This is a genomic window from Streptomyces sp. Ncost-T10-10d, from assembly GCF_900091955.1.
In the GTDB taxonomy this organism is placed as follows: Bacteria; Actinomycetota; Actinomycetes; order Streptomycetales; family Streptomycetaceae; genus Streptomyces.
This window is the reverse complement of the sequence record NZ_FMDF01000033.1, coordinates 1-22,013: the sequence shown is the minus strand read 5'-3', so window position 1 is coordinate 22,013 and position 22,013 is coordinate 1. Positions and strand designations below refer to the sequence as shown.

The window sequence follows — 22,013 nt, the reverse complement described above, 5'->3', positions numbered from 1 at the left end:
CTCATGCGACCAGCGTAGGCCCCGTACGGTGTGCTGTTACGCCGCGCGGGCGTGGTGCTCCTGGCCCGGCGCCGGGGTGTGGGCGCAGGGGCGCGGCCGGCGTCGCGGGAATCGGCGGGCGAGGGGGCGGGGCAGCGCGAGGTTCACAAAGCCCTCGGCCTGCATGGCCGCGAAGGAGATGCGCGGCAGGTCACGGGCGGCGCGGTAGACGACGAAGCGGGGCTCCCAGCGGGGCCGGAACTTGGCGTTGAACTTGTACAGAGACTCGATCTGGAACCAGCGCGACAGAAAGATCAGCAGTCCGCGCCAGGTCCGCAGCACTGGTCCCGCACCCAGCTTCTCGCCGCGGGCGAGTGCCGAGCGGAACATCGCGAAGTTCAGCGAGACGCGTTCGACGGAGAGCTGGGAGGCGGCCTGCAGGGCGGCGACGATCAGCAGTTCGTTCATGCCCGGGTCGGCGGAGCGGTCGCGGCGCATCAGATCGAGGGACATGCCGTCCCTGCCCCACGGGACGAAGTGGAGTACGGCCTTCAGGTCGCCGTACGGGGAGTCGGCGGTGTGCTCGTCGGCCTTGTGGGCGGTGGCGATGATGCAGTCCCCGTCGGCCGGGTCACCCATCCGGCCGAGCGCCATGGAGAAGCCGCGCTCGTTGTCGGTGCCGCGCCAGTCGGCGGCGGCCCGCCGGATGCGGGCCAGCTCGGCCTCGCCGATGTCGCGGATGCGCCGGACCTGGGTCTCGTAGCCAAGACGTTCAATGCGCTTCACCATCTGGCGTACGTTGCGCATCGCGCGCCCGGCGAGCGAGAAATCCGCGACATCCACCACCGCCTCGTCGCCGAGTTCCAGTGCGTCGAGTCCGGTCTCGCGGGTCCAGACCTCGCCGCCGGTCTCGCTGCAGCCCATTACGGCGGGGGTCCAGGAGTGGGCCTTGGCCTCGTCCATGAAGCGCTCGATGGCGCCGGGCCAGGCCTCCACGTCGCCTATCGGGTCGCCGCTCGCCAGCATCACCCCGGACACGACGCGGTAGCAGACGGCTGCCTTGCCACTGGGGGAGAAGACGACGCCCTTGTCGCGGCGGAGCGCGAAGTGGCCGAGCGAGTCGCGGCCGCCGTGCTTCTCCAGCAGGGCGCGCAGCCGGGCCTCGTCGTCCTCGGTGAGGCGGGCGGCCGGGTGCTCGGGGCGGAAGGCGAGATAGATGGTGGTGACGGCGGTCAGCAGACCGAGGGCGCCGAGCGAGCACGCCACGGTCCAGGAGGTGACTCCGGCGTACTCGACGGGGCCCTCGAAGCCGAACAGGCCGTACAGCACGTGCTGGAGCCGGTCGGCGATGCTGGGGTTCCCCACGACCCGGCCGGGGTGGACGCTGACGATGATCAGGCCCAGGCCCAGCGAACCCGCTCCGAGGAGCACGAAATTGGCCAGGGCCCGCCAGCGGCTCCTCGGGTCGGGGAGCGCGGCGAATTCACCGCGATGGCGAACCAGCAGCAGGCAGAGCGTCAGCGAGACGAGCGTGCCGATGACCGAGTGCCGGTAGACGAACTGCGCCAGCGCACCGGCGGGCAGCAGCACGACGGCCGCCCGCCAGGCCCGCCGCTTGCGCCGCTTGAGCCCGTGGGCGAGAAGCAGCAGCAGGACGCCCGCACTCAGGGAGAGGGCGGCGGCGAACGGCCCGAGGGCGCCGGGGAGCACCTCGGCGAGCGTGTGCATCCGGCTGTGCCGGAAGCGCGGGAACACGCCCGCGGCGACATCGATCAGGCCGACGACGGCGCAGGCGGTACCGACCAGCGTCGGTACGGATTCGGGACGCGGGCCGCGTACGAACTTACGTACAGGACTCGGAACCGATCCCGATTTATCCCCATCTAGCGTGACAGACATCGCTTCCCGTGGTTCCGCGAGAGATTCTTGAGTCCTTCGGCCGAGGCCTTCCGGACGATGTGCGATCTGTAGGACGAGGCTTCCGAGGTAAGGGTTCACCCGCCTGCCGGAAAATTCCCGACAAGAAAGCTCACCCCCCATGGGTCTTACCAGCAAGACATTTCTGGCCGCGGCGATCGTGCTGGCCGTGGTGTTCTTCGCCGCCACGGTCTGGCTCTGGCCGCGGTTGGCCCGGCGCAGCGTGTCCGCGGTGTTCGGCAGGGTCGGCCTGCTGCTGGCGACTCAGCTGACGGTCTTCGTCTCCGTCGGTCTGGTGGCCAACAACTCGTTCCTCTTCTACGGCTCCTGGGCCGATCTGTTCGGCCAGAAGCAGGATCTGGGCGTGGTCACGGACCGGGCGGCCGGAACGCTGGCATCGAAGAACATCGTGCGGGTCGGGATACAGCGGCCGGACGTGCCGGGTGGTGCGCGGCCCACGATGGGCGGCCGGATCGACAAGGTCGTGATAGCGGGGCGGAAGTCGAAGATCGAGAGTTCGGCGTATGTGTACCTCCCGCCGGAGTACTTCCAGGCGGCGTTCGCCCGCCGGAAGTTCCCCGCGGTCGTCGTCCTCACCGGCTACCCGGGTGTCGCGGAGAACCTGCTGAAGGGCCTTCACTACCCGCGGACGGCGCACGAGCGGGTGAAGGCCGGCCGGGCGCAGCCGATGATCCTGGTGATGCTGCGGCCGACAGTGGCGCCGCCGCGGGACACCGAGTGTGTGGACATAAAAGGCGGACCGAAGACCGAGACGTTCTTCGCCGAGGATCTGCCGCGGGCGATCTCGGATACGTACCGGGTCGGCAAACTGGCCCGTAACTGGGGCATCATGGGCAATTCGACCGGCGGCTACTGTGCGCTGAAGATCGGGCTCCACCATCCGGACCGGTTCGCCGCGAGCGCCGGGCTCTCCGCGTACTACAAGGCGGCCGAGGACCCGACGACCGGCGACCTCTTCCACGGCGACCAGGGGGCGCGCGACCGCTCCGATCTGATGTGGAGCCTGGACAATCTGCCGCAGCCCGACTCGTCCTTCCTCGTCACGACCTCCAAGCGCGGCGAGGGGAACTACCACACCACGCAGCAGTTCATCGCCAAGGTGAAGCCGCCCGCCCAGGTCTCGTCGATCGTGCTCGACAGCGGCGGGCACAACTTCAACACCTGGCGCCGGGAGATCCCTTCGGCGCTGGACTGGATGAGCAGCCGGCTGAGCGAGAACTGAGTCGGGCCCGGTCCGGGGCCCGCTTCCCGGCTCCCGTTCACCGGCTCACCGTGCGACGCTCTCCACCGTCTCGACGGCCACCTCGGCACGCGGGACGTCCTGGGCGTCCGCGTCGATCGAGCGGCGCAGCGCCTCATGGAGCCGGGCCGGGGTGAGTACGCCGAGGAAGCGGCCGTTGCTCTCCTTGTCGATGACGGCGATCCAGCCCGCGTCGTGCTGGAGCATGGTGGCGAACGCCTGCTTGAGCGGGGCGCCGACGGGCAGCCACGCCTCCATCCTGCGGGCGTGGGCGCGCACTGTGTCCTTGGTCCCGGTGGTGAGGCCGTCGGCCGGGATCCAGCCGTGCAGATTGTTCTCTCCGTCCAGCACGACGGCCCAGCGCGCTCCTTCGGCCCGCAGCCGCTCGGTCGCCCTCGTCAGGGAGTCGTCGAGGTGGACGACCGGTGGCTGGTCCAGGTCGCCCTCCTCGATGGGGGTCACGGAGAGCCGCTTGAGGCCCCGGTCGGCGCCGACGAAGTCCGCGACATAGGGGGTGGCGGGGGCGCCCAGTACGGTTGCCGGGGAGTCGAACTGCTCGATGGAGCCCTGTCCGTAGACGGCGATCCGGTCACCGAGCCGGACCGCTTCCTCGATGTCGTGCGTGACGAACAGCACGGTTTTGCGGACCTGTGCCTGGAGTTTCAGGAATTCGTTCTGCAGCCGTTCCCGTACAACTGGGTCGACCGCGCCGAAGGGTTCGTCCATCAGGAGCACCGGCGGATCCGCGGCCAGTGCCCGTGCCACGCCCACGCGTTGACGCTGGCCGCCGGAGAGCTGTTCCGGATAGCGGTCGCCATAAACGGAAGGATCAAGTCCGACAAGGTCGAGGAGTTCCGCCGCGCGCTCACGGCCCTTTCCTCGTTTCCAGCCGAGGAGATGAGGAACGGTCGCCGTGTTATCCAGGACCGTTCGGTGCGGGAAGAGACCCACCTGCTGGATCACATAGCCGATACGGCGGCGCAGCCGGACGGGGTCGATGGCGGATATGTCGTCCCCGTCGAGGAATATCCGGCCCTCGGTCGGTTCGATCAACCGGTTCACCATCTTCATGGTGGTCGTCTTGCCGCAGCCCGACGGTCCGACGAGCGTGACCAGTTCACCCTCGGCGACCTCGAAGGAAAGGTCGTCGACGGCGGTGGTGCCGTCCGCGTACCGCTTGGTGACATGCTCGAAACGGATCATGGTTCCCCATTGTCGCGCGTGTTCTGTGAAGGACATGTTGCTGGAATACAACGGCCTCGGCGATTGTCAGTGGTCGAGGATAGGGTCACTGGAACATCGGTACGAGGCGGTAATCGGAGGGGGGACGGATGGCTGCCGCACAGAACTGCATGGTGACGAACGACTGGATCTGTGGGGAGTATCTCCGTTCCCGCAGCCAGGAGTTGACCGATGCGACGGTCCAGCACATCTGGATCACCGCGGTCTCGGTGCTGATCGGACTCCTGGTGGCCTTTCCGCTGGCGCTGCTCGCCCGCCGCAGCCGCCGCTTCGCCGGACCGGTCCTCGGGCTGACGACGGTGCTCTACACCGTGCCTTCGCTCGCCATGTTCTCGCTGCTGCTGCCACTGTTCGGACTTTCCGCGGCGCTGGTCGTCACCGGCCTGGTGTTGTATTCGCTGACCATTCTCGTACGGAACATCCTGGCGGGCCTCGAAGCGGTCCCGCAGGAGGCGAAGGAGGCGGCCGAGGGATTGGGGTACGGGCCGGTCCGGCTGATGTGGGAGGTCGAACTCCCCCTTGCCCTGCCCGCGGTGATGGCCGGGGTGCGGATCGCGACGGTCTCGACGATCGCACTGACGACGGTCGGATCGATCATCGGCAGAGGCGGCCTCGGCAATCTCATAGGGGACGCTCTGCCCAGCTTCTTCAAGGCCCAGGTGCTCACCGCCTCGGTCCTGTGCGTACTGCTCGCGGTCGTCGCCGATCTGCTGCTGCTGGTCCTCCAGCGGCTGTTGACCCCCTGGACCCGAATACGCACCGCTCACGCAGGCGCGGGTGCGGTCGCGGGCGCCACGGCAAAGGTGGTCTGACCATGGGAGTTCTTGGCGAGGCCTGGACCTGGCTCACCACCGGCGCCAACTGGTCGGGGGAGAACGGGGCGGCCCACCGGCTCGGCGAGCATCTGTACGTCAGCGGCGTCGCGCTCGCCCTGGCCTGCGCCGTGGCCCTGCCGATCGCGCTCTGCCTCGGGCACATCGGGAAGGGGGGCGCGCTGGCCGTCAACATCTCCAATGTGGGGCGGGCGATCCCGGTCTTCGCGGTGCTCGCCCTCTTCATGGTCTCGCCGCTGCGCAATGCCGGATATGTGCCGACGATCACCGCGCTGGTGCTGTTCGCCGTGCCGCCGCTGCTCACCAACGCCTATGTCGGGATGACGGAGGTCGACCGGTCGGTGACCGAGGCGGCGCGGGGCATGGGAATGTCCGGAGGTCAGCTCTTCGTGCGGGTCGAACTCCCGCTGGCCTACCCGATGATCATGACCGGGCTGCGCTCGGCCGCGGTCCAGGTGGTCGCCACGGCGACGATCGCCGCGATGGTCGGCCAAGGCGGTCTCGGCCGGATCATCACCGCCGGGTTCAACACGTACAACACACCGCAGGTGGTCGCGGGGGCGCTGCTGGTCGCCGTGCTCGCCCTGCTGGTGGAGGCGGTGCTGGTGGGCCTGGACCGGATGCTGTCACCGCTGCGCCGCCGCAGGACGGCATGACGGCGCGGTACGACCGCCCGTAGGGCCCACTTCATCGCACCCCCTCGATCCCCGGATCCCATCTCAAACAGATCCTGTTGCTGTGGACGGAGAACAACTCATGAGCAAGACCTCGCGAATAGCGGGCGCAGTCATCGGCATGGTCGCGCTGGCCGGCTCGCTCGCCGCCTGCGGTGGCGACAGCCTGGAGAAGGACAAGGGGGGCTCGGCACCCTCCGGCGGCTCCGGCAAGAAGGGCTCGCTCGTCGTCGGGGCGGCCTCCTTCACCGAGTCCAAGGTGCTCGCGGAGCTGTACGCACAGATCCTGGGCGACGCCGGATACAGCGCCTCGGTCACCACGGTGGCCAACCGGGAACTGTACGAACCGTCCCTGGAGAAGGGGGAGATCGATGTCGTCCCCGAATATGCCGCGACGATCGCCGAATTCCTCAATGCCAAGGTGAACGGGGCGAAGGAGGCCGAGAAGAAGCCGGTCGCCTCCGGTGATGCGGCCGCCACGGTCGCGGCGCTGGAGAAGCTCGCCACCCCGCGCGGGCTGAAGGTACTCCCGGCCGGCGAGGCCGTCGACCAGAACGCCTTCGCGGTGACCAAGGAATTCGCCACCGAGAACAAGCTCAGGACGCTTTCGGATCTCGGCAGGTCGAAGGCCGAAGTGAAGATCGCGGCCGGCGACGAGTGCGAGGTGCGGCCGTTCTGCGCACCGGGTCTGAAGAAGACGTACGGAATCGATGTCACCGGTATCGACCCCAAGGGAGTCGGTACGCCGCAGTCCAAGCAGGCCGTGAAGGACGGCAAGGACCAACTGGTTCTCACCACCACCACGGACGCGGTGCTGGACAGCTACGGCCTGGTGTTCCTGGAGGACGACAAGAAGCTCCAGAACGCGGACAACGTTCTGCCGGTCGTCAATGCCAAGGACGCGGGTTCCCAGGACATTGCCGACGCACTCGGCAAGCTCACCAAGGCCCTCACGACCGAGGATCTGGCGGAACTGAACCGCAAGGTCGACGCCGAGCGCGCAAAGCCCGCCGATGTGGCCAAGGACTATCTGCAGTCGAAGAGCCTCATCAAGAAGTAGGGATTGGGGGGATCGGGGGCCGTCAGGTAACCGGCCGGGAACAGATTGGCGGGCGGCCCCCCAAGCGCCCCGTACGCACTGTAAATTTCAGGCCATGCCACGTGGACGTCATCGCCATTCGCCACCTCTGCACAGAATCCTTCCGTCTTCGGCCGTCGTCGGAGTCTCGGTCGTCTGTGCCGCAGGCGCCTGGCTGCTCGCCGAGCCCCTGATCCTGCGCGGCCTGGTGGCCGCCGCGGCGGCCGCTGCCGTGACCGGCGCGTATCTGATGCGCAGCTGGGACCGGGAAGCGGGCCGTCGTGTCGCGGAGTTGGCGCGTGCCCGTGCCGGCGACGAATGGCGGGCCGAGGAGCGCGTGGCCGAGCTCGAGGCCGACCTGGAGGAGTCGCGGGAGCTGCGTGTACGGCTGGAGACGAAGCTGCGCCGCAAGCGGGTGGAGCTTGCCGGCCTGCGCGGGGAGCACGCCGCGCTGCTGCGGCGGTACGCCAACGCCGAGACCGAGCGGGCCAGCGCGCTGGAGGGCCGCAGGCAACTCGCGCTCGAAGCCGCCGCGCCCCGGGAGCTGCCCGCCGCACGCAGCACACCGACACCGGCCGCCTATCTGCGTGCTGCCCAGGCGCTGGAGGACCTCTCGCGCAACGGGGCGTTTCAGGAGGCGCGCCGTACCGCCGAGCAGGCCAGGAAGCGGGATCTCGCGGAGCGGGCCCGGGAGGCGGAGGAGCGGCAGGGGAAGCACGCGGCGGCCGCGGACGCGTCCGCGGCGCAGCACCTCCGCCCGCCGGCCGTCCTTCCCGCGACCCGGCCGTCTCCCGCGCTGCCCGCGGCGCGCACCGTGCCGGCCGCCAGCGCCGTCGCTCCGTACGCGGCGTCCCGCCGTCATCTGGTGCCGCAGGGCAGCTTCGACTTCTTCGGTACGCAGAAGGCGCGCGCCGCGATCGAGTCGGTGCAGAACGAGGACCTCGCGGACGTGGTGGGCGAGGAGGCACTGGCCGCGCACCGCACCGGCACGGCCGAGAACCGGGCCGTCGGCAAGGTCATCGACCTGACCGCGCACGACGAGACCGAGCAGCTGGACGTGGTGGAGCTGCGCAGCGCGATCTCGTAGGCGCGCGCAGGCGCTGCGCGAGTCGGCCTGGGTGGCGGCCTACTTGTCGATGTCGCCGACGACGAAGAAGAGCGAGCCCAGGATCGCTACCATGTCGGCGACCAGCGTGCCCGGCAGGAGCTCGGTGAGTGCCTGGATGTTGTTGTACGAGGCGGATCGGAGCTTCAGCCGGTACGGGGTCTTCTCGCCCTTGGACACCAGGTAGTAGCCGTTGATGCCGAGCGGGTTCTCGGTCCAGGCGTAGGTGTGGCCCTCGGGGGCCTTCAGCACCTTGGGCAGCCGCTGGTTGATCGGGCCGGGCGCGAGGCCGGCCATCCGGTCCAGGCAGGCGTCCGCCAGATCCAGGGCGTTGTGTGTCTGCTCCAGCAGACATTCGAAGCGGGCCAGGCAGTCGCCCTCGGTGCGGGTGACGACCTTGAGGGTGTCCTGGAGCTCCCCGTACGCGAGATACGGCTCGTCGCGGCGCAGATCGAAGTCGACCCCGGAGGCGCGGGCGATGGGACCGGACACCCCGTACGCGTGCACGGTCTCGGCGGACAGCACGCCGACGCCGCGGGTACGACCCCGGAAGATCTCGTTGCCGAGCACCAGGTCGTCGTACACGTCCATCCGGGACCGGACCGAGGCGACGGCGTCCCGGGCGCGGCCGAGCCAGCCCGCCGGGAGGTCCTCCTTGAGGCCGCCGACCCGGTTGAACATGTAGTGCATCCGGCCGCCGGAGACCTCTTCCATCACGGCCTGGAGCTCCTCGCGCTCGCGGAAGGCGTAGAACACCGGGGTGATCCCGCCGAGTTCGAGCGGGTACGAACCGAGGAACATCAGATGGTTCAGGACCCGGTTCAGCTCGGCGAGCAGGGTGCGCGTCCAGACCGCGCGCTCCGGGACCTCCATGCCGAGCATGCGCTCGACGGCCATCACGACGCCCAGCTCGTTGGAGAACGCCGACAGCCAGTCGTGGCGGTTGGCGAGCATCACGATCTGCCGGTAGTCGCGGGCCTCGAACAGCTTCTCCGCGCCGCGGTGCATGTAACCGATGACCGGTTCGGCGTGCTGGATGCGTTCGCCGTCGAGGACGATGCGCAGACGGAGCACGCCGTGGGTGGAGGGGTGCTGGGGGCCGATGTTGAGCACCATGTCGGTGCTCTCCGCTGCGCCGCCGATGCCGACTGTCGTCTCCGTCATACAGCCAGTATTCCCTGAGCGTCCGGGGCTCCGCCGCGGGCCCCGCGGCTCAAGCGCCGGCGGGGCCGGTCCGACCGGGGCCCTGCCCCGGGCCCGCTCCTCAATCGTCGGCGGGGCTGGATTTCGCTCCGCGCCTCAATCGCCGGCGGGGCCGATTTTTCGGTGCAGCAGCCAGCCGAAGTCGCCCAGGCCGCCCCGGGCCGTCAGTTCCGCTGCCTCGCCCGCCGAGGCGAGGGCCCGTACGTAGCCGGCCGGGTCGGTCGTCGCCAGGGCCAGTGGTGGGCGCTCGCCGTCGATGCCGAGGTGGTGCAAGGCCTCGCGTTGCGTCAGAACCTCGGGCGGTGCGCCGGCCCCGGCGTCCACCGCCGCCGCGCACGCGTCCAGCGCCACGTGCGAGGTGAGGTCGCAGCTGCCGTCCGGCACCGGCCGCACCTCGCGGCCGGACCGGAAGCCGGTCAGCGTGCCGAAGGGAGGCCGTGCCTCCCTCACATGGGCGTAGTCCACCGCCACCGCGAGCCCCCCGGACAGCGTGGACACCGCCCGCGCCCAGGCTTCGTCGCGCGGTCGGCCGATCTCCGCACGGCTGCCCGGTCCGGCCGACGGCCACCAGCGGCGCAGCCACTCGGCGTCCGCCCCGGTCACCGGTTCGCCCAGCCGTTCCGTACCGTCCGCCGTCCGGACGAGGACATACCGGTCGACACCGTCCGCGTCGGTCTCGGCGACGTCGGTCGGGACGTTGTCCAGCCACTCGTTGGCGAAGAGCAGACCGTGCGTCCCCGGCGGTGGTTCGGCGCACCACTGGATCCTCGGGTCCAGAGCGGCCGGGCGGGCGGCGATCTCCACGGCGTACGCCCGTACGGCGAGACCGTCGGCGCCCACGGCCGGGAGCGCCGCCAGCACCCCCGTCAGCAGTTCGCCCCGCCCCGCCCCCAGATCCACCAGGTCGACCGAGTCCGTGCCCAGCTCCCGCGCCGTCCTCACCAGCAGCCGGGCGACGGCGGAGGCGAACAGCGGGGAAACGTGGACGGAGGTACGGAAGTGGCCCGCCGGTCCTTCGGGGCTCCGGTAGAACCCCCCGTCTCCGTACAAAGCGGTCTCTGTCGCCTCCTGCCACCCACGCCACTCATCCGTCACGTTTCCAAGTCTCCACCTTGGGGAGTACGGTCCCAGCAGCTGGATCGGCCCTTCGGCTGACCCATGCACCTCCCGCCTGTCCCTACGCTGGGTTACGTGCAGCGCCTCTACGACTTCATCCGCAGACACCCGACGGGCGTCGACAGCTTCTGGGCTGTCTGCCTCCTCGGGCTCTCCGGCCTGTCCATGGTGGCGCATGCGGACAGCGCCGGTGAGCGGCTCGCCGCCCTGCCGATCGTCGTCGGCCTCTGCACCGTCGTCGCGTTGCGCCGGCACGCGCCGGAGAAGATGCTGCTGCTCACCGTCGCGATGGGCGTCGCGCAACTGGCGCTCGGGGTCAAGCCGGGCATCGCGAACTTCGCGATGCTGGTGATCGTCTTCACCGTGGCCACCCGGGGGGAGCGCTGGGCGTCCCGGCTCGCACTGGTCTGCAGCCTGGGTGCGGCCGGTATCTCCCAACTGCGCTGGCCGCAGGACGTCCCGCAGACCAGTTGGCCCCAGCAGGTCTTCATCGTCATCGTGATGACCGTGCCGTTCGTGCTCGCCTGGGTGCTCGGCGACTCGATGCGGACCCGGCGCGCCTACTTCAGCCAGCTGGAGGAGCGCGCAGCCCGGTTGGAGCGGGAGCGCGAGGCGCAGTCGAAGGTCGCGGTGGCCGCCGAGCGGGCCCGTATCGCCCGCGAACTCCACGACGTCGTCGCGCACAACGTCTCCGTGATGGTGGTGCAGGCCGACGGTGCGGCGTACGTCATGGACGCGGCCCCGGACCAGGCCCGGCAGGCCCTGGAGACCATCTCCAGCACCGGCAGGCAGGCCCTCGCCGAGATGCGGCGGCTGCTCGGGGTGCTGCGGACCGGCGACAGTCAGGAGAGCGGGGAGTACGTCCCGCAGCCCGATGTCGGGCAGATCGAGGACCTGATCGAGCAGGTCAGACAGACCGGACTGGTCGTCGACTTCAAGATCGAGGGCACGCCGCGCCCGCTGCCCAGCGGGGTCGAGCTGACCGCGTACCGCATCGTGCAGGAGGCCCTGACCAACACCCGCAAGCACGGCGGCCCGGACGCCGGGGCCAGTGTGCGGCTGGTCTACTTCGACGACGGGCTCGGGCTGCTGGTCGAGGACGACGGGCGGGGCGCGGCGCACGAGCTGTACGAGGACGGCGGCGCCGACGGCGCGGGCCACGGAATGATCGGTATGCGCGAGAGGGTCGGCATGGTCGGCGGCACGCTGGATGCCGGGCCGCGGCCCGGCGGCGGGTTCCGGATCAGCGCACTGCTGCCGCTCAAGCCGGCCCATTAGGTCTTCGGATTTTTTGCAGGACAGATTTGCAGGACAGATGGGAGACAGGACACCTCATGGCCATCCGCGTGATGCTCGTCGACGACCAGGTGCTGCTGCGCACCGGCTTCCGGATGGTGCTTGCCGCCCAGCCGGACATGGAGGTCGTGGCCGAGGCCGGCGACGGCGCGGAGGCGATCGAGATCCTGCGTTCCACCGCCGTCGATGTGGTGCTGATGGATGTCCGGATGCCGAGGCTGGACGGCGTCGAGGCCACCCGGCGCATCTGTGCGCAGCCGGATGCGCCCAAGGTGCTCATCCTGACCACGTTCGACCTCGACGAGTACGCCTTCTCCGGGCTGAAGGCCGGGGCCAGCGGCTTCATGCTCAAGGACGTGCCGCCCGCCGAACTGCTCGCCGCCATCCGCTCCGTGCACAGCGGCGACGCCGTCGTCGCCCCGTCCACCACCCGTCGGCTGCTCGACCGCTTCTCACCGCTGCTGCCGAGCGGCAACAGCGAACCGCAGCACAAGGGCATCGGCAAGCTCACCGAACGCGAACGCGAAGTGATGCTGCTGGTCGCGCAGGGTCTGTCGAACGGCGAGATCGCGGCCCGCCTGGTGCTCTCCGAGGCGACCGTGAAGACGCACGTGGGCCGCATCCTCACCAAGCTGAGCCTGCGCGACCGGGTGCAGGTCGTCGTCCTCGCGTACGAGACGGGGCTGGTCCGGGCCGGCGGCGGCGGAGTGGGCTGACCCGTGGGCGCGCTGCTCTGGATCAACGGACCGTTCGGCGGCGGCAAGACGCAAACGGCGTACGAGCTGAATCGGCGGCTGCCCGGCAGCGTGGTCTGCGACCCCGAGCACGTCGGGTTTGGGCTGCACCGGATGCTGCCGCCCGGACTGCGCGGTGACTTCCAGGATCTGACGGCCTGGCGCGACGGCGTTCGCGAGGTGCTGGAACTGGCGTTGCGGGGTCATCCGGGGCCGGTGATCGTTCCGATGACGCTCGTCGACCCCGGCTACTTCGCCGAGATCATCGGGCGGCTGCGCGACGACGGGCACACGGTGCACCACTTCGCGCTGCTCGCCGAGCGGGCCACGGTGCTGCGCCGGCTGTCCGAACGCGGGCTCGGGCGCGGGCTGAAGCGGGAGAGTTTCGCCGTACGGAAGCTGGATCACTGCCTGGAGCGGCTCGTGGAGCCGGAGTTCGCCGAGCACCTCCGTACCGACCGGCTGACGATCCCGCAGGTCGCCGACCGGATCGCCGGATCGGCGGGGCTGACCGCGTTGCCGGACAGGGACAGCGCGCTGCGGCACCGGGTGCGGCGTACCTGGACGGGCATCAAGCACATCCGCTTCGACTGAACCGGCACGGCTCAGCGCAGGATGCCCTCCAGGAAGTCGCTGCCGAGCCGTGCCACCACGGTCAGGTCCAGCTGATGCAGTACATACCGGCCGCGCCGCCGGGTGGTGACCAGGCCGGCCTTCTTCAGCACAGCGAGATGCCGGGAGACCTCGGGCGCCGTGATGCCGTACGTGTCGGCGAGTTCACCGGTCGTGTGCGCGGAACGGGCGAGATGGCGGCACAGGCGCATCCGCATCGGGTGGGCCAGCGCCTCCATGCGCAGCTGGAGCAGCTCCACGGAGGCGGGGGAGGGCAGCTCGGGGTGGTGCACCGGGTAGTGGATCACCGGACGCCAGCCCGGCGCGTGCAGCAGATTCAGGTGCGGCCAGCCGAAGGTGGACGGGATGAGGGTGAGCCCGGGGCCGACGGCGGGGTCGGCCGCGTCGGTCCGGCCCTCGGTCAGCTTGTCGGCACTGATCCGGGTCCCGGCCTCATCGATCGACAGGGCCGGGGACACCGCGCCCACCGCCTCGCCGAGCCCCTTGCGCCGCAGCAGATCCGTCTTGTGCCGGGCGTCGGCGACCAGCTGGACCTGCACGCGCCGCCAGGTGTCGGCGAAGAACGCCTGGTCGCACTCCTCGAACAGGCGCCGGACCCAGCGGCGCACAGAGGTGGGGTCGGTCAGCAGCTGCTCGGTGAACTCCACCTGCCGGGGGCCGCGCGCCGCCGCCATGTCCAGGGCGCGGGCTCGCATCGTCGCGTCGCTGAGCGGCGAGGGCGCGCCCGTCCCGTACAGGCTGTGACAGGTGAATTCCAGTGCGGCGGAGACGAACCGCTCGTCGTCCAGCCGGTCGAGGATGTCCAGGTCCTCGGCGAGGTTCGCCCCCGTTCTGCCGTTGCCGCCACGGACCCCGGCAAACGGCATGAAGACGTCGGAGAACGTGTGGCGCCACAGGAAGTCGGCCTCGTGCAGCCGGTCGGCGAGATCGGGCTCCAGTGCGCTCGCGGTCGCCGTCGCCCAGCCGTGCAGGCCCGGGTGGTGCCCCGGCTCGGAGAGGGCGTGCAGGGCCAGCCCCAGCTCGGCGAGGGGGGAGGTCTCGAAAACGATGCGCTCGGGCGCCAGCCCCGCGATGTCGATGTGCACGCTCACCCCTCCATAGTGCGGGGTGTGCGCAGCAGGCCACGCGCCGTTTGACGGTGGTCGTCAATCGACGGGCGGGAGAGCCGGGGCCGCCCCACGCTGAGGCCATGGACGCCATTCAGCAGCACATGATCGACAGCTATCGCGCGGCTCAGCGGGGGGAAGCGCCGCCGCCACCGCCGGGCCGGCACGACGGGTCCGTGCTGCGGGCCATCCGTGACCACTGGCGCCGCACACGGCCCGCCCGGCCCGGCGGATCCGGTCCGTCCGGGGCCTGAGGACGCAACCGTCCGGGCGGGGCCCCGGGGCAAACGTGTCCGGTGCTCCCGGTCCGCCTGGCACCCCCCCCGGCTAAGCCAGCCGCTTCACGAACTCTTCCACCGCGGCCCGTACATCCGCCGCCGTCCACTCCAGCCCTTCCCGCCCCACCGTGACCTCGGTGAACGACACCCCGGGCGGCCCGGAAGCCGCGGGGTGCCAGACGCGGAAGAGCGCCACGCCCGTCTCCTCCGCCTGCCGCACCGACGCTTCCGCCAGGACATCCGCCTCGTACGGCAGCCACACCTGGAACTGGTGCGTGTGCGGCGGCTCAGGATGCACCCGGAACCAACCGATGCCCGCCGCCGAGAAGCCCTCGGCCATCGCCCCGGCCACCACCTTCGCCTGTGCCACGTACGACGGCAGCTGCGGCAGCTCCTGCTCCAGGCCGATCAGGGCGGCGAGTGCCGCAGGGAACTGCTGGAAGATCTGCCCGCCGTACCGGTGACGCCAGGTGCGGGCCTCCTCGATCAGCGACTCGGGACCGGCCAGGGCGGCCCCGGAGATTCCGCCGAGGGTCTTGTAGAACGACACGTACACACTGTCCGCGAGCGCCGCGATCTCCGGCAGCTCCCGCCCGAAATGGGGGGCGCATTCCCACAGCCGTGCGCCGTCGACGTGCACCACTGCATCGCGTTCCCGTGCGGCCGCCACCACGGCCTCCAGCTCCTCCCACGTCGGCAGGACGAAACCGGCATCGCGCAACGGCAGTTCCAGCATCATCGTGCCGAACGGCTCGGCGAAGTCACGGATCTCCTGCGCCGTGGGCAGCCGGGGCTCGGACGTCGGATGGACGGTACGCAGCCCGCTCACCGCCTCGAGCGCGCCGCGCTCGTGCGCCTCGGGGTGCGCCAGGGGATGCAGCGCCACCGTGGAATTGCCGGTCCGCCCGGCCCAGCACCGCAGCGCGACCTGCTGGGCCATCGTCCCCGTCGGGAAGAACGCGGCGGCCTCCATGCCCAGCAGCTCCGCGATCCGCCCCTCCAGCTCGGCGACGACGCCGTCGCCGTAGATGTCCACAGGGCGGTCCGGATCGGTGACCGACCCGGCCCCCGCCGCCAGCGCGGCCAGCCGTTCACCGAGCGAGCGGTACACGGGCGGCCTCATCAGGACCCTCTCGGCCGCGCGCCAGGCATGTGTCCTGCGCAGCCGCTGCGCGTCCTCCTTCGGCCGCTCCGGTTCCTGAGCGTCGCTCCGCGCGCCGTCCTGCGCCTGCTGCTGTTGTGCCTGCTCGGCCTTGTCCGCCATGTCTGTCATGGGACGATCATCACGCAGAGTGCAGCTCGGGCCCGAACGATTTCCGGGTTCACCCGGACCTCGGGCCGCGCCCCTGCCCGGACTTTTCCCACAGGCTGTGGACAGCCAGGAGTCAGGACGAAACGCTGGCGTAGCATGCAGAGAAATCGTCCGGTACCCCCCGCGGACTGGAACGGAAGGCACCGCCGCGTGAATGCAACAGTCCCCAAGGAGCCCCTCGACGCGAGGGACCGCCCCGCCCGCCTCACGGTCGGCGTCGTCGGCGCGGGCCGCGTCGGCCCTGCTCTCGCCGCGTCCCTGCAGCTCGCAGGGCACCGACCGGTTGCCGTGTCGGGTGTCTCCGACGCGTCCGTGCGCAGGGCTGCCGCCCTCCTCCCCGACGTACCGCTGGTGCCACCCGCCGAAGTCCTCGCGCGCGCCGAGCTGGTGCTGCTGACCGTTCCCGACGATGCCCTGCCCGGCCTGGTCGAGGGCCTCGCCGAGACCGGCGCCGTGCGGCCGGGACAGCTGATCGTCCACACGTCGGGGCGTTACGGGACCAAGGTGCTGGACCCGGCTCTGCGGGCCGGCGCCCTGCCGCTCGCCCTGCACCCGGCGATGACGTTCACCGGCACCTCGGTCGACGTCCAGCGGCTGGCCGGCTGTTCCTTCGGCGTGACCGCCCCCGAGGAGCTGAGGCTCGCGGCCGAGGCGCTGGTCATCGAGATGGGCGGCGAGCCCGAATGGATCGCGGAGGAGTCCCGCCCGCTCTACCACGCGGCGCTCGCCCTCGGCGCGAACCACCTGGTCACCCTGGTCGCCCAGTCGATGGAGCTGTTGCGTACGGCCGGGGTCGCCGCCCCCGACCGGATGCTCGGCCCCCTCCTGGGTGCCGCGCTCGACAATGCCCTGCGCTCCGGCGATGCCGCGCTGACCGGCCCAGTGGCTCGCGGTGACGCGGGCACGGTCGCCGCGCACATCGGCGAGCTGCGCAGACACGCTCCGCAGGCCGTGGCCGGGTATGTCGCGATGGCCCGCGCCACCGCCGACCGCGCGCTCGCCCACGGCATGCTCAAGCCGGAGCTGGCCGAGGACCTGCTCGGAGTCCTGGCGGACGGCGCCGGCACGACGGGCGGCCCCGGATCACAGGAGTCCCGATGACAAACAGGACCGGCGGGCCCGGCACGTCCGGTACGCCCCACACCGCCGCCCCGCCCCGCACGCCCGGCACCGCCCCCGCGGCCACCCTTCTCCGTACGGCCGCCGAACTCGCCGCGTTCGCCCCCTTCAAGGGACAGCGGGCCGTGGTCATGACCATGGGAGCCCTGCACGAGGGCCACGCCACCCTGATCCGTACCGCACGTGCGGCCGCGGGCACGGACGGCCAGGTCGTCGTCACCGTCTTCGTCAACCCGCTCCAGTTCGGCGAGGCCGCCGACCTGGAGCGCTACCCCCGTACCCTCGACGCCGATCTCGCCGTGGCCGGTGCCGCCGGGGCGGACGCGGTCTTCGCGCCGTCCGTCGACGAGGTCTACCCCGGCGGTGAACCGCAGGTCCGGATCTCGGCGGGCCCCATGGGCGAGCGGCTCGAAGGAGCCTCCCGCCCCGGGCACTTCGACGGGATGCTGACCGTCGTCGCCAAAATGCTGCACCTCACCCACCCCGATGCCGCGTTCTTCGGGCAGAAGGACGCCCAGCAACTGGCGCTGATCCGCCGCATGGTGCGCGATCTGAACTTCCCCGTGGAGATCGTCGGTGTGGAGACGGTCCGCGAACCGGACGGCCTCGCGCTCTCCAGCCGCAACCGCTTCCTGGACATCGAGGAACGGCACACCGCCCTCGCCGTGTCCCGGGCCCTGTTCGCCGCGCGGGACAGGCTCGCCGCCCAGCAGGCGCTGCACGCCCGCGCGCAGACCACCGCGGCGACCACCGGCAGGGCCGCCGCGCTCACCGCGCTCGGTGAGACCCGCGCGGCCGCCGACACCCAGGCGGTGGCGCTGGCCCGCCCCGTGGACGGACCCGCGGCGGTACGCGCCGCCGCGCAGTTGATCCTCGACGACGCGGCCGCCGAACAGCCGCCGCTCGCCCTGGACTACCTCGCGCTCGTGGACCCGGCCGACTTCACCGAGATCCCCGACGACCGCACCACCGGTGACGCGATCCTCGCCATCGCCGCGAAGGTCGGCAAGACCCGCCTGATCGACAACATCCCGCTGACCTTCGGAGCCACCACGTGACCGGAATACGGCTGACCGCCCCCGCCCCCGGCTGGTCCATCGACGCGGACGTCGTGGTGGTCGGCTCCGGCGTGGCCGGTCTCACCACCGCGCTGCGCTGCGCAGCCGCGGGCCTCGCCACCGTCGTGGTCACCAAGGCGCGCCTCGACGACGGCTCCACCCGCTGGGCGCAGGGCGGCATCGCGGCTGCCCTCGGCGACGGCGACACCCCCGAGCAGCATCTGGACGACACCCTGGTCGCGGGCGTGGGCCTGTGCGACGAGGCCGCGGTACGGACCCTGGTCACCGACGGCCCCGACGCCGTACGCCGGCTGATCGAGACCGGCGCCCACTTCGACACCACGGACAGCGGCGACATCGCGCTGACCCGCGAGGGCGGCCACCACCGCCGCCGTATCGCCCACGCGGGCGGTGACGCGACGGGCGCCGAGATCTCCCGCGCCCTGGTCGGAGCGGTCCGCGAAGCCGCGCTGCACACCGTCGAGAACGCTCTCGTCCTGGACCTTCTCACGGACGCCGAAGGCCGTACCGCGGGCGTCACCCTGCACGTCATGGGCGAGGGCCAGCACGACGGCGTCGGCGCGGTCCGCGCCCCCGCGGTGGTCCTCGCCACGGGCGGCATGGGCCAGGTCTTCTCCGCCACCACCAACCCGGCGGTCTCCACGGGTGACGGCGTGGCCCTGGCGCTGCGGGCCGGCGCGGAGGTCTCCGACCTCGAATTCGTCCAGTTCCATCCGACGGTCCTCTTCCTCGGCGCCGGCTCCGAGGGCCAGCAGCCCCTGGTGTCGGAGGCGGTACGGGGCGAGGGCGCCCATCTGGTCGACGCGTCCGGCACGCGCTTCATGGCCGACCAGCACGAACTGGCGGAGCTGGCCCCGCGCGACATCGTGGCCAAGGCCATCACCCGTCGGATGCAGCTGCACGGCACCGAGCACATGTATCTCGACGCCCGCCACTTCGGCGCCGCGATGTGGGAACAGCGCTTCCCCACCATCCTGGCGGCCTGCCGCGCCCACGGCATCGACCCCGTCACCGAACCCATCCCGGTCGCCCCCGCCGCGCACTACGCCTCCGGCGGCATCCGCACCGACCTGCGGGGACGTACGACCGTGCCCGGCCTGTACGCCTGCGGCGAGGTCGCCTGCACCGGCGTGCACGGTGCGAACCGGCTGGCGTCCAACTCCCTCCTGGAGGGCCTCGTCTTCGCCGAGCGCATCGCGGCGGACATCGTCGAGGACCGGCCCGGCGCGGGCGCCGCGACAGCCGGTACCGTTCCCGCCCCGTCGCCGCTGCTCGCCCCCGAGGCACGCGCCACGATCCAGCGGATCATGACCCGGGGCGCCGGAGTCCTGCGCTCCGCCGAGAGCCTGGCCGCCGCCGCAGAGGAGCTGGAGGCCCTGCACAACAGCGCTGCCGAGGCCGCCGGGGCTGCCGAGCCCAAGGTCGCGGTGCCCGGTGTCGAGGCGTGGGAGGCCACCAACCTGCTCCTCGTCTCGCGTGTCCTGGTCGCCGCCGCCCGCCGACGCGAGGAGACCCGCGGCTGCCACTGGCGCGAGGACCGGCCCGAGCGCGACGACGAGAACTGGCGCCGCCACCTCGTCGTCCGGCTCACCCCGGAGCGTCAACCGGTCCTCCGTCGGACGGAGACCGAGGCATTCGGGCCCGTACGCCCGACGCAGGCACCAGACTGCGCAGCAGCACCACTGATTCACCCCGCCGACGTCATCGAGGAGCCGTAACCGTGAGCACGCCCGAAGAGAATCCGCGCCCCACACCCGTGGACGTACCGCTGATCCAGATCGGCGCGCCCGCACCGTCCGCGGGCGGCTGCGGGGACGGCTGCGGCTGCGGCGGGGACGAGTTCTACGAGCTCGACCCCCTGGAGTGCGGCCTCGACCCCGACCTCGCCCAGCTCCTCGCCGACGCGGGCCTGGACCCGGTCCAGGTCGAGGACGTCGCGCACGTCGCCATCGAGGAGGACCTCGACGGCGGTGTCGACGTCACCACCGTCGCAACCGTTTCCGAGGACGCCGTGGCCACCGGCGACTTCACCGCCCGTGAGGCGGGCGTCGTGGCCGGTCTGCGCATCGCCGAGGCCGTCCTGTCCATCGTCTGCACGGACGAGTTCGCGGTCGAGCGCCACGTCGAGGACGGCGACCGCGTCGCCCCCGGCCAGAAGCTGCTGACCGTCACCACCCGCACCCGCGACCTGCTCACCGGCGAGCGCAGCGCACTCAACCTGCTGTGCAGGCTCTCCGGCATCGCGACCGCCACCCGCGCCTGGGCCGATGCGCTCGAAGGCACGAAGGCCAAGGTCCGCGACACCCGTAAGACCACCCCGGGCCTGCGCGCCATGGAGAAGTACGCGGTGCGCTGCGGCGGCGGCGTCAACCACCGCATGTCGCTGTCGGACGCGGCGCTGGTCAAGGACAACCACGTCGTCGCGGCGGGCGGCGTGGCCGAGGCCTTCAAGCGCGTACGCGATGAATTCCCGGACGTACCGATCGAGGTCGAGGTCGACACCCTGCAGCAGGTCCGCGAGGTCATCGACGCGGGCGCCGACCTGATCCTGCTGGACAACTTCACCCCGCTGCAGACGGCCGAGGCGGTTGCCCTGGTCGGCGGCCGCGCGGTCCTGGAGTCCTCCGGCCGGCTCTCCCTCGACACCGCACGCGCCTATGCGGAAGCAGGCGTCGACTATCTGGCGGTCGGCGCGCTCACCCACTCCTCGCCGATCCTCGACATCGGCCTGGACTTCCGCGACACCGACGGGGCCGGCGTCTGATGCTGCTCACCATCGACGTCGGCAACACCCACACCGTCCTCGGCCTGTTCGACGGTGAGGAGATCGTCGAGCACTGGCGGATCTCCACCGACGCCCGCCGCACCGCGGACGAGCTCGCGGTGCTGCTCCAGGGCCTGATGGGCATGCACCCGCTGCTCGGCGAGGAACTGGGCGACGGCATCGAGGGCATCGCGATCTGCTCCACGGTCCCGGCCGTCCTGCACGAGTTGCGCGAGGTGACCCGCCGCTACTACGGCGACGTCCCCGCGGTCCTCGTCGAGCCGGGCATCAAGACCGGGGTGCCGATCCTGATGGACAACCCGAAGGAGGTCGGCGCGGACCGCATCATCAACGCGGTCGCCGCCGTCGACCTGTACGGCGGTCCGGCGATCGTCGTCGACTTCGGCACGGCCACCACCTTCGACGCGGTCTCCGCCCGCGGCGAGTACAGCGGCGGTGTCATCGCCCCCGGCATCGAGATCTCGGTCGAGGCACTGGGCGTCAAGGGCGCCCAGCTCCGCAAGATCGAGCTGGCCCGGCCGCGCAGTGTGATCGGCAAGAACACGGTCGAGGCGATGCAGTCGGGCATCATCTACGGCTTCGCGGGCCAGGTCGACGGTGTCGTCGCACGGATGAAGAAGGAGCTGGCGGCCGACCCCGACGACGTCACCGTCATCGCGACGGGCGGCCTTGCGCCGATGGTGTTGGGCGAGTCCTCCGTCATCGACGAGCACGAGCCCTGGCTCACCCTCATCGGTCTGCGTCTGGTGTACGAGCGGAATGTGTCCCGGATGTAGCGGATACGGAGCGTACCTGCGGGAACGGTTCGGCGGAACGGGGGCCGCCGCCGCGCCGTCAACGGCCAGCTAAGCCGATTTTGTCCATTTAGCACGTATTGTCGCGTCATGCCCACGCCTTACGGATCACGCGGCGGTATGGCGTTCAGCGCGGACGAGCTGCGTGTGCTCCGACGCGCCCTCGCCATCGCCCTTCACCCCACGCCCCTGCCCGACGAGGACGTCCAGGACTGCCTGCGGCTGGCAGGCGCTGTGGACGAGGCGGTCGGCGAGGCGGGACGGCTGCGCACGTTCCTCCTCGCCGACCTCGTCCGCTACCGCAGCGCCCTCCCCGGCTCCGCCAGCGGCTATCTGGAGCTTCTCCAGGACGCCCTGGCGGGCGGATACGACCCCCGTCCCGACGACCTCGCCGCGCTGCGCGCCCTGCGCCACGGACCGGTGGCCGCAGCGCTCCTGGAGCGTTGTCAGGCGCTCGCGGAGCGGTCGG

At 71.1% G+C, this 22,013-nt stretch carries 20 protein-coding genes and 1 pseudogene; 15 read left to right on the top strand and 6 right to left on the bottom strand.

Annotated elements, in window-relative coordinates; genetic code table 11:
- Window positions 1-36: 36 nt before the first annotated feature.
- Entirely contained in the window at window positions 37-1,878 is a 1,842-nt protein-coding gene (locus GA0115254_RS02980) for a phosphatidylglycerol lysyltransferase domain-containing protein (protein ID WP_093893685.1), read from the bottom strand.
- 139 nt (window positions 1,879-2,017) lie between these two features.
- Between GA0115254_RS02980 and GA0115254_RS02975 the strand changes: the two genes are divergently transcribed.
- Window positions 2,018-3,139 (top strand): alpha/beta hydrolase, encoded by a 1,122-nt coding sequence (locus tag GA0115254_RS02975; protein WP_093893684.1) that lies wholly within the window; start codon window positions 2,018-2,020, stop codon window positions 3,137-3,139.
- 45 nt (window positions 3,140-3,184) lie between these two features.
- Here GA0115254_RS02975 and GA0115254_RS02970 read toward each other — a convergent pair whose 3' ends face one another.
- Window positions 3,185-4,360: an ABC transporter ATP-binding protein gene (locus GA0115254_RS02970; RefSeq protein ID WP_093893683.1), complete on the bottom strand. Its 1,176-nt coding sequence runs from the start codon at window positions 4,358-4,360 to the stop codon at window positions 3,185-3,187.
- Window positions 4,361-4,488: 128 nt separating this feature from the next.
- Between GA0115254_RS02970 and GA0115254_RS02965 the strand changes: the two genes are divergently transcribed.
- The 4 genes from GA0115254_RS02965 to GA0115254_RS02950 all read left to right on the top strand — a co-directional run bounded on the left by GA0115254_RS02965 (window position 4,489) and on the right by GA0115254_RS02950 (window position 8,071).
- A complete protein-coding gene (locus GA0115254_RS02965; protein ID WP_093893682.1) occupies window positions 4,489-5,211 on the top strand; it encodes an ABC transporter permease in 723 nt (240 codons plus the stop codon).
- Window positions 5,212-5,213: 2 nt separating this feature from the next.
- Window positions 5,214-5,888 carry an ABC transporter permease gene (locus GA0115254_RS02960; RefSeq protein ID WP_093893681.1) on the top strand — a complete coding sequence of 225 codons (675 nt, stop codon included), beginning with the start codon at window positions 5,214-5,216 and terminating at the stop codon, window positions 5,886-5,888.
- Between the two features lie 100 nt (window positions 5,889-5,988).
- Window positions 5,989-6,966, top strand: a complete 978-nt coding sequence (locus GA0115254_RS02955) for an ABC transporter substrate-binding protein (RefSeq protein ID WP_093893680.1) — start codon at window positions 5,989-5,991, stop codon at window positions 6,964-6,966.
- 94 nt (window positions 6,967-7,060) lie between these two features.
- Window positions 7,061-8,071, top strand: coding sequence for a hypothetical protein (locus GA0115254_RS02950; protein ID WP_176739955.1), 1,011 nt, complete (start codon window positions 7,061-7,063; stop codon window positions 8,069-8,071).
- Window positions 8,072-8,110: 39 nt separating this feature from the next.
- On the opposite strand, the gene GA0115254_RS02945 is transcribed toward GA0115254_RS02950, so the two are convergent.
- Window positions 8,111-9,253 carry an NADH-quinone oxidoreductase subunit D gene (locus GA0115254_RS02945; protein WP_093893679.1) on the bottom strand — a complete coding sequence of 381 codons (1,143 nt, stop codon included), beginning with the start codon at window positions 9,251-9,253 and terminating at the stop codon, window positions 8,111-8,113.
- Window positions 9,254-9,388: 135 nt separating this feature from the next.
- Window positions 9,389-10,387: an SAM-dependent methyltransferase gene (locus GA0115254_RS02940; RefSeq protein WP_093893678.1), complete on the bottom strand. Its 999-nt coding sequence runs from the start codon at window positions 10,385-10,387 to the stop codon at window positions 9,389-9,391.
- A 96-nt stretch (window positions 10,388-10,483) separates the two neighbouring features.
- On the opposite strand from GA0115254_RS02940, the gene GA0115254_RS02935 reads away from it, so the two are divergent.
- From GA0115254_RS02935 to GA0115254_RS02925, 3 genes are read left to right on the top strand one after another with little or no spacing between them, the layout of a single operon-like run.
- On the top strand, window positions 10,484-11,686 hold the full coding sequence (locus GA0115254_RS02935) for a sensor histidine kinase (RefSeq protein WP_093893741.1): 1,203 nt from the start codon (window positions 10,484-10,486) through the stop codon (window positions 11,684-11,686).
- A 56-nt stretch (window positions 11,687-11,742) separates the two neighbouring features.
- Window positions 11,743-12,420 carry a response regulator gene (locus GA0115254_RS02930; RefSeq protein WP_093893677.1) on the top strand — a complete coding sequence of 226 codons (678 nt, stop codon included), beginning with the start codon at window positions 11,743-11,745 and terminating at the stop codon, window positions 12,418-12,420.
- A 3-nt stretch (window positions 12,421-12,423) separates the two neighbouring features.
- Window positions 12,424-13,032: an AAA family ATPase gene (locus tag GA0115254_RS02925; RefSeq protein WP_176739954.1), complete on the top strand. Its 609-nt coding sequence runs from the start codon at window positions 12,424-12,426 to the stop codon at window positions 13,030-13,032.
- An 11-nt stretch (window positions 13,033-13,043) separates the two neighbouring features.
- Here GA0115254_RS02925 and GA0115254_RS02920 read toward each other — a convergent pair whose 3' ends face one another.
- On the bottom strand, window positions 13,044-14,156 hold the full coding sequence (locus GA0115254_RS02920; RefSeq protein ID WP_093893739.1) for a DUF5937 family protein: 1,113 nt from the start codon (window positions 14,154-14,156) through the stop codon (window positions 13,044-13,046).
- A 104-nt stretch (window positions 14,157-14,260) separates the two neighbouring features.
- Here GA0115254_RS02920 and GA0115254_RS44165 point away from each other — a divergent pair, with 104 nt between their 5' ends.
- On the top strand, window positions 14,261-14,431 hold the full coding sequence (locus GA0115254_RS44165; protein WP_176739953.1) for a hypothetical protein: 171 nt from the start codon (window positions 14,261-14,263) through the stop codon (window positions 14,429-14,431).
- A 73-nt stretch (window positions 14,432-14,504) separates the two neighbouring features.
- Here the strand turns inward: GA0115254_RS44165 and GA0115254_RS02915 are convergent, their stop codons facing one another.
- A complete protein-coding gene (locus GA0115254_RS02915; RefSeq protein WP_370740818.1) occupies window positions 14,505-15,719 on the bottom strand; it encodes a threonine aldolase family protein in 1,215 nt (404 codons plus the stop codon).
- Window positions 15,720-15,917: 198 nt separating this feature from the next.
- On the opposite strand from GA0115254_RS02915, the gene GA0115254_RS02910 reads away from it, so the two are divergent.
- From GA0115254_RS02910 to GA0115254_RS02885, 6 genes and pseudogenes are all read left to right on the top strand, one after another.
- Window positions 15,918-16,868, top strand: a complete 951-nt coding sequence (locus GA0115254_RS02910) for a Rossmann-like and DUF2520 domain-containing protein (RefSeq protein ID WP_093893675.1) — start codon at window positions 15,918-15,920, stop codon at window positions 16,866-16,868.
- A complete protein-coding gene (panC, locus tag GA0115254_RS02905) occupies window positions 16,865-17,944 on the top strand; it encodes a pantoate--beta-alanine ligase (RefSeq protein WP_093893674.1) in 1,080 nt (359 codons plus the stop codon). The genes GA0115254_RS02910 and panC overlap by 4 nt, the downstream gene beginning before the upstream one ends.
- Window positions 17,941-19,683, top strand: a complete 1,743-nt coding sequence (locus GA0115254_RS02900; protein ID WP_093893673.1) for an L-aspartate oxidase — start codon at window positions 17,941-17,943, stop codon at window positions 19,681-19,683. Before panC ends, GA0115254_RS02900 begins: the two co-directional genes overlap by 4 nt.
- A gap of 2 nt (window positions 19,684-19,685) precedes the next feature.
- Entirely contained in the window at window positions 19,686-20,729 is a 1,044-nt protein-coding gene (nadC, locus tag GA0115254_RS02895) for a carboxylating nicotinate-nucleotide diphosphorylase (protein WP_093893672.1), read from the top strand.
- A complete protein-coding gene (locus GA0115254_RS02890; RefSeq protein WP_093893671.1) occupies window positions 20,729-21,526 on the top strand; it encodes a type III pantothenate kinase in 798 nt (265 codons plus the stop codon). Before nadC ends, GA0115254_RS02890 begins: the two co-directional genes overlap by 1 nt.
- Window positions 21,527-21,664: 138 nt before the next feature.
- Window positions 21,665-22,013 (top strand): annotated as a pseudogene (locus GA0115254_RS02885) (hypothetical protein); the annotation flags it as partial.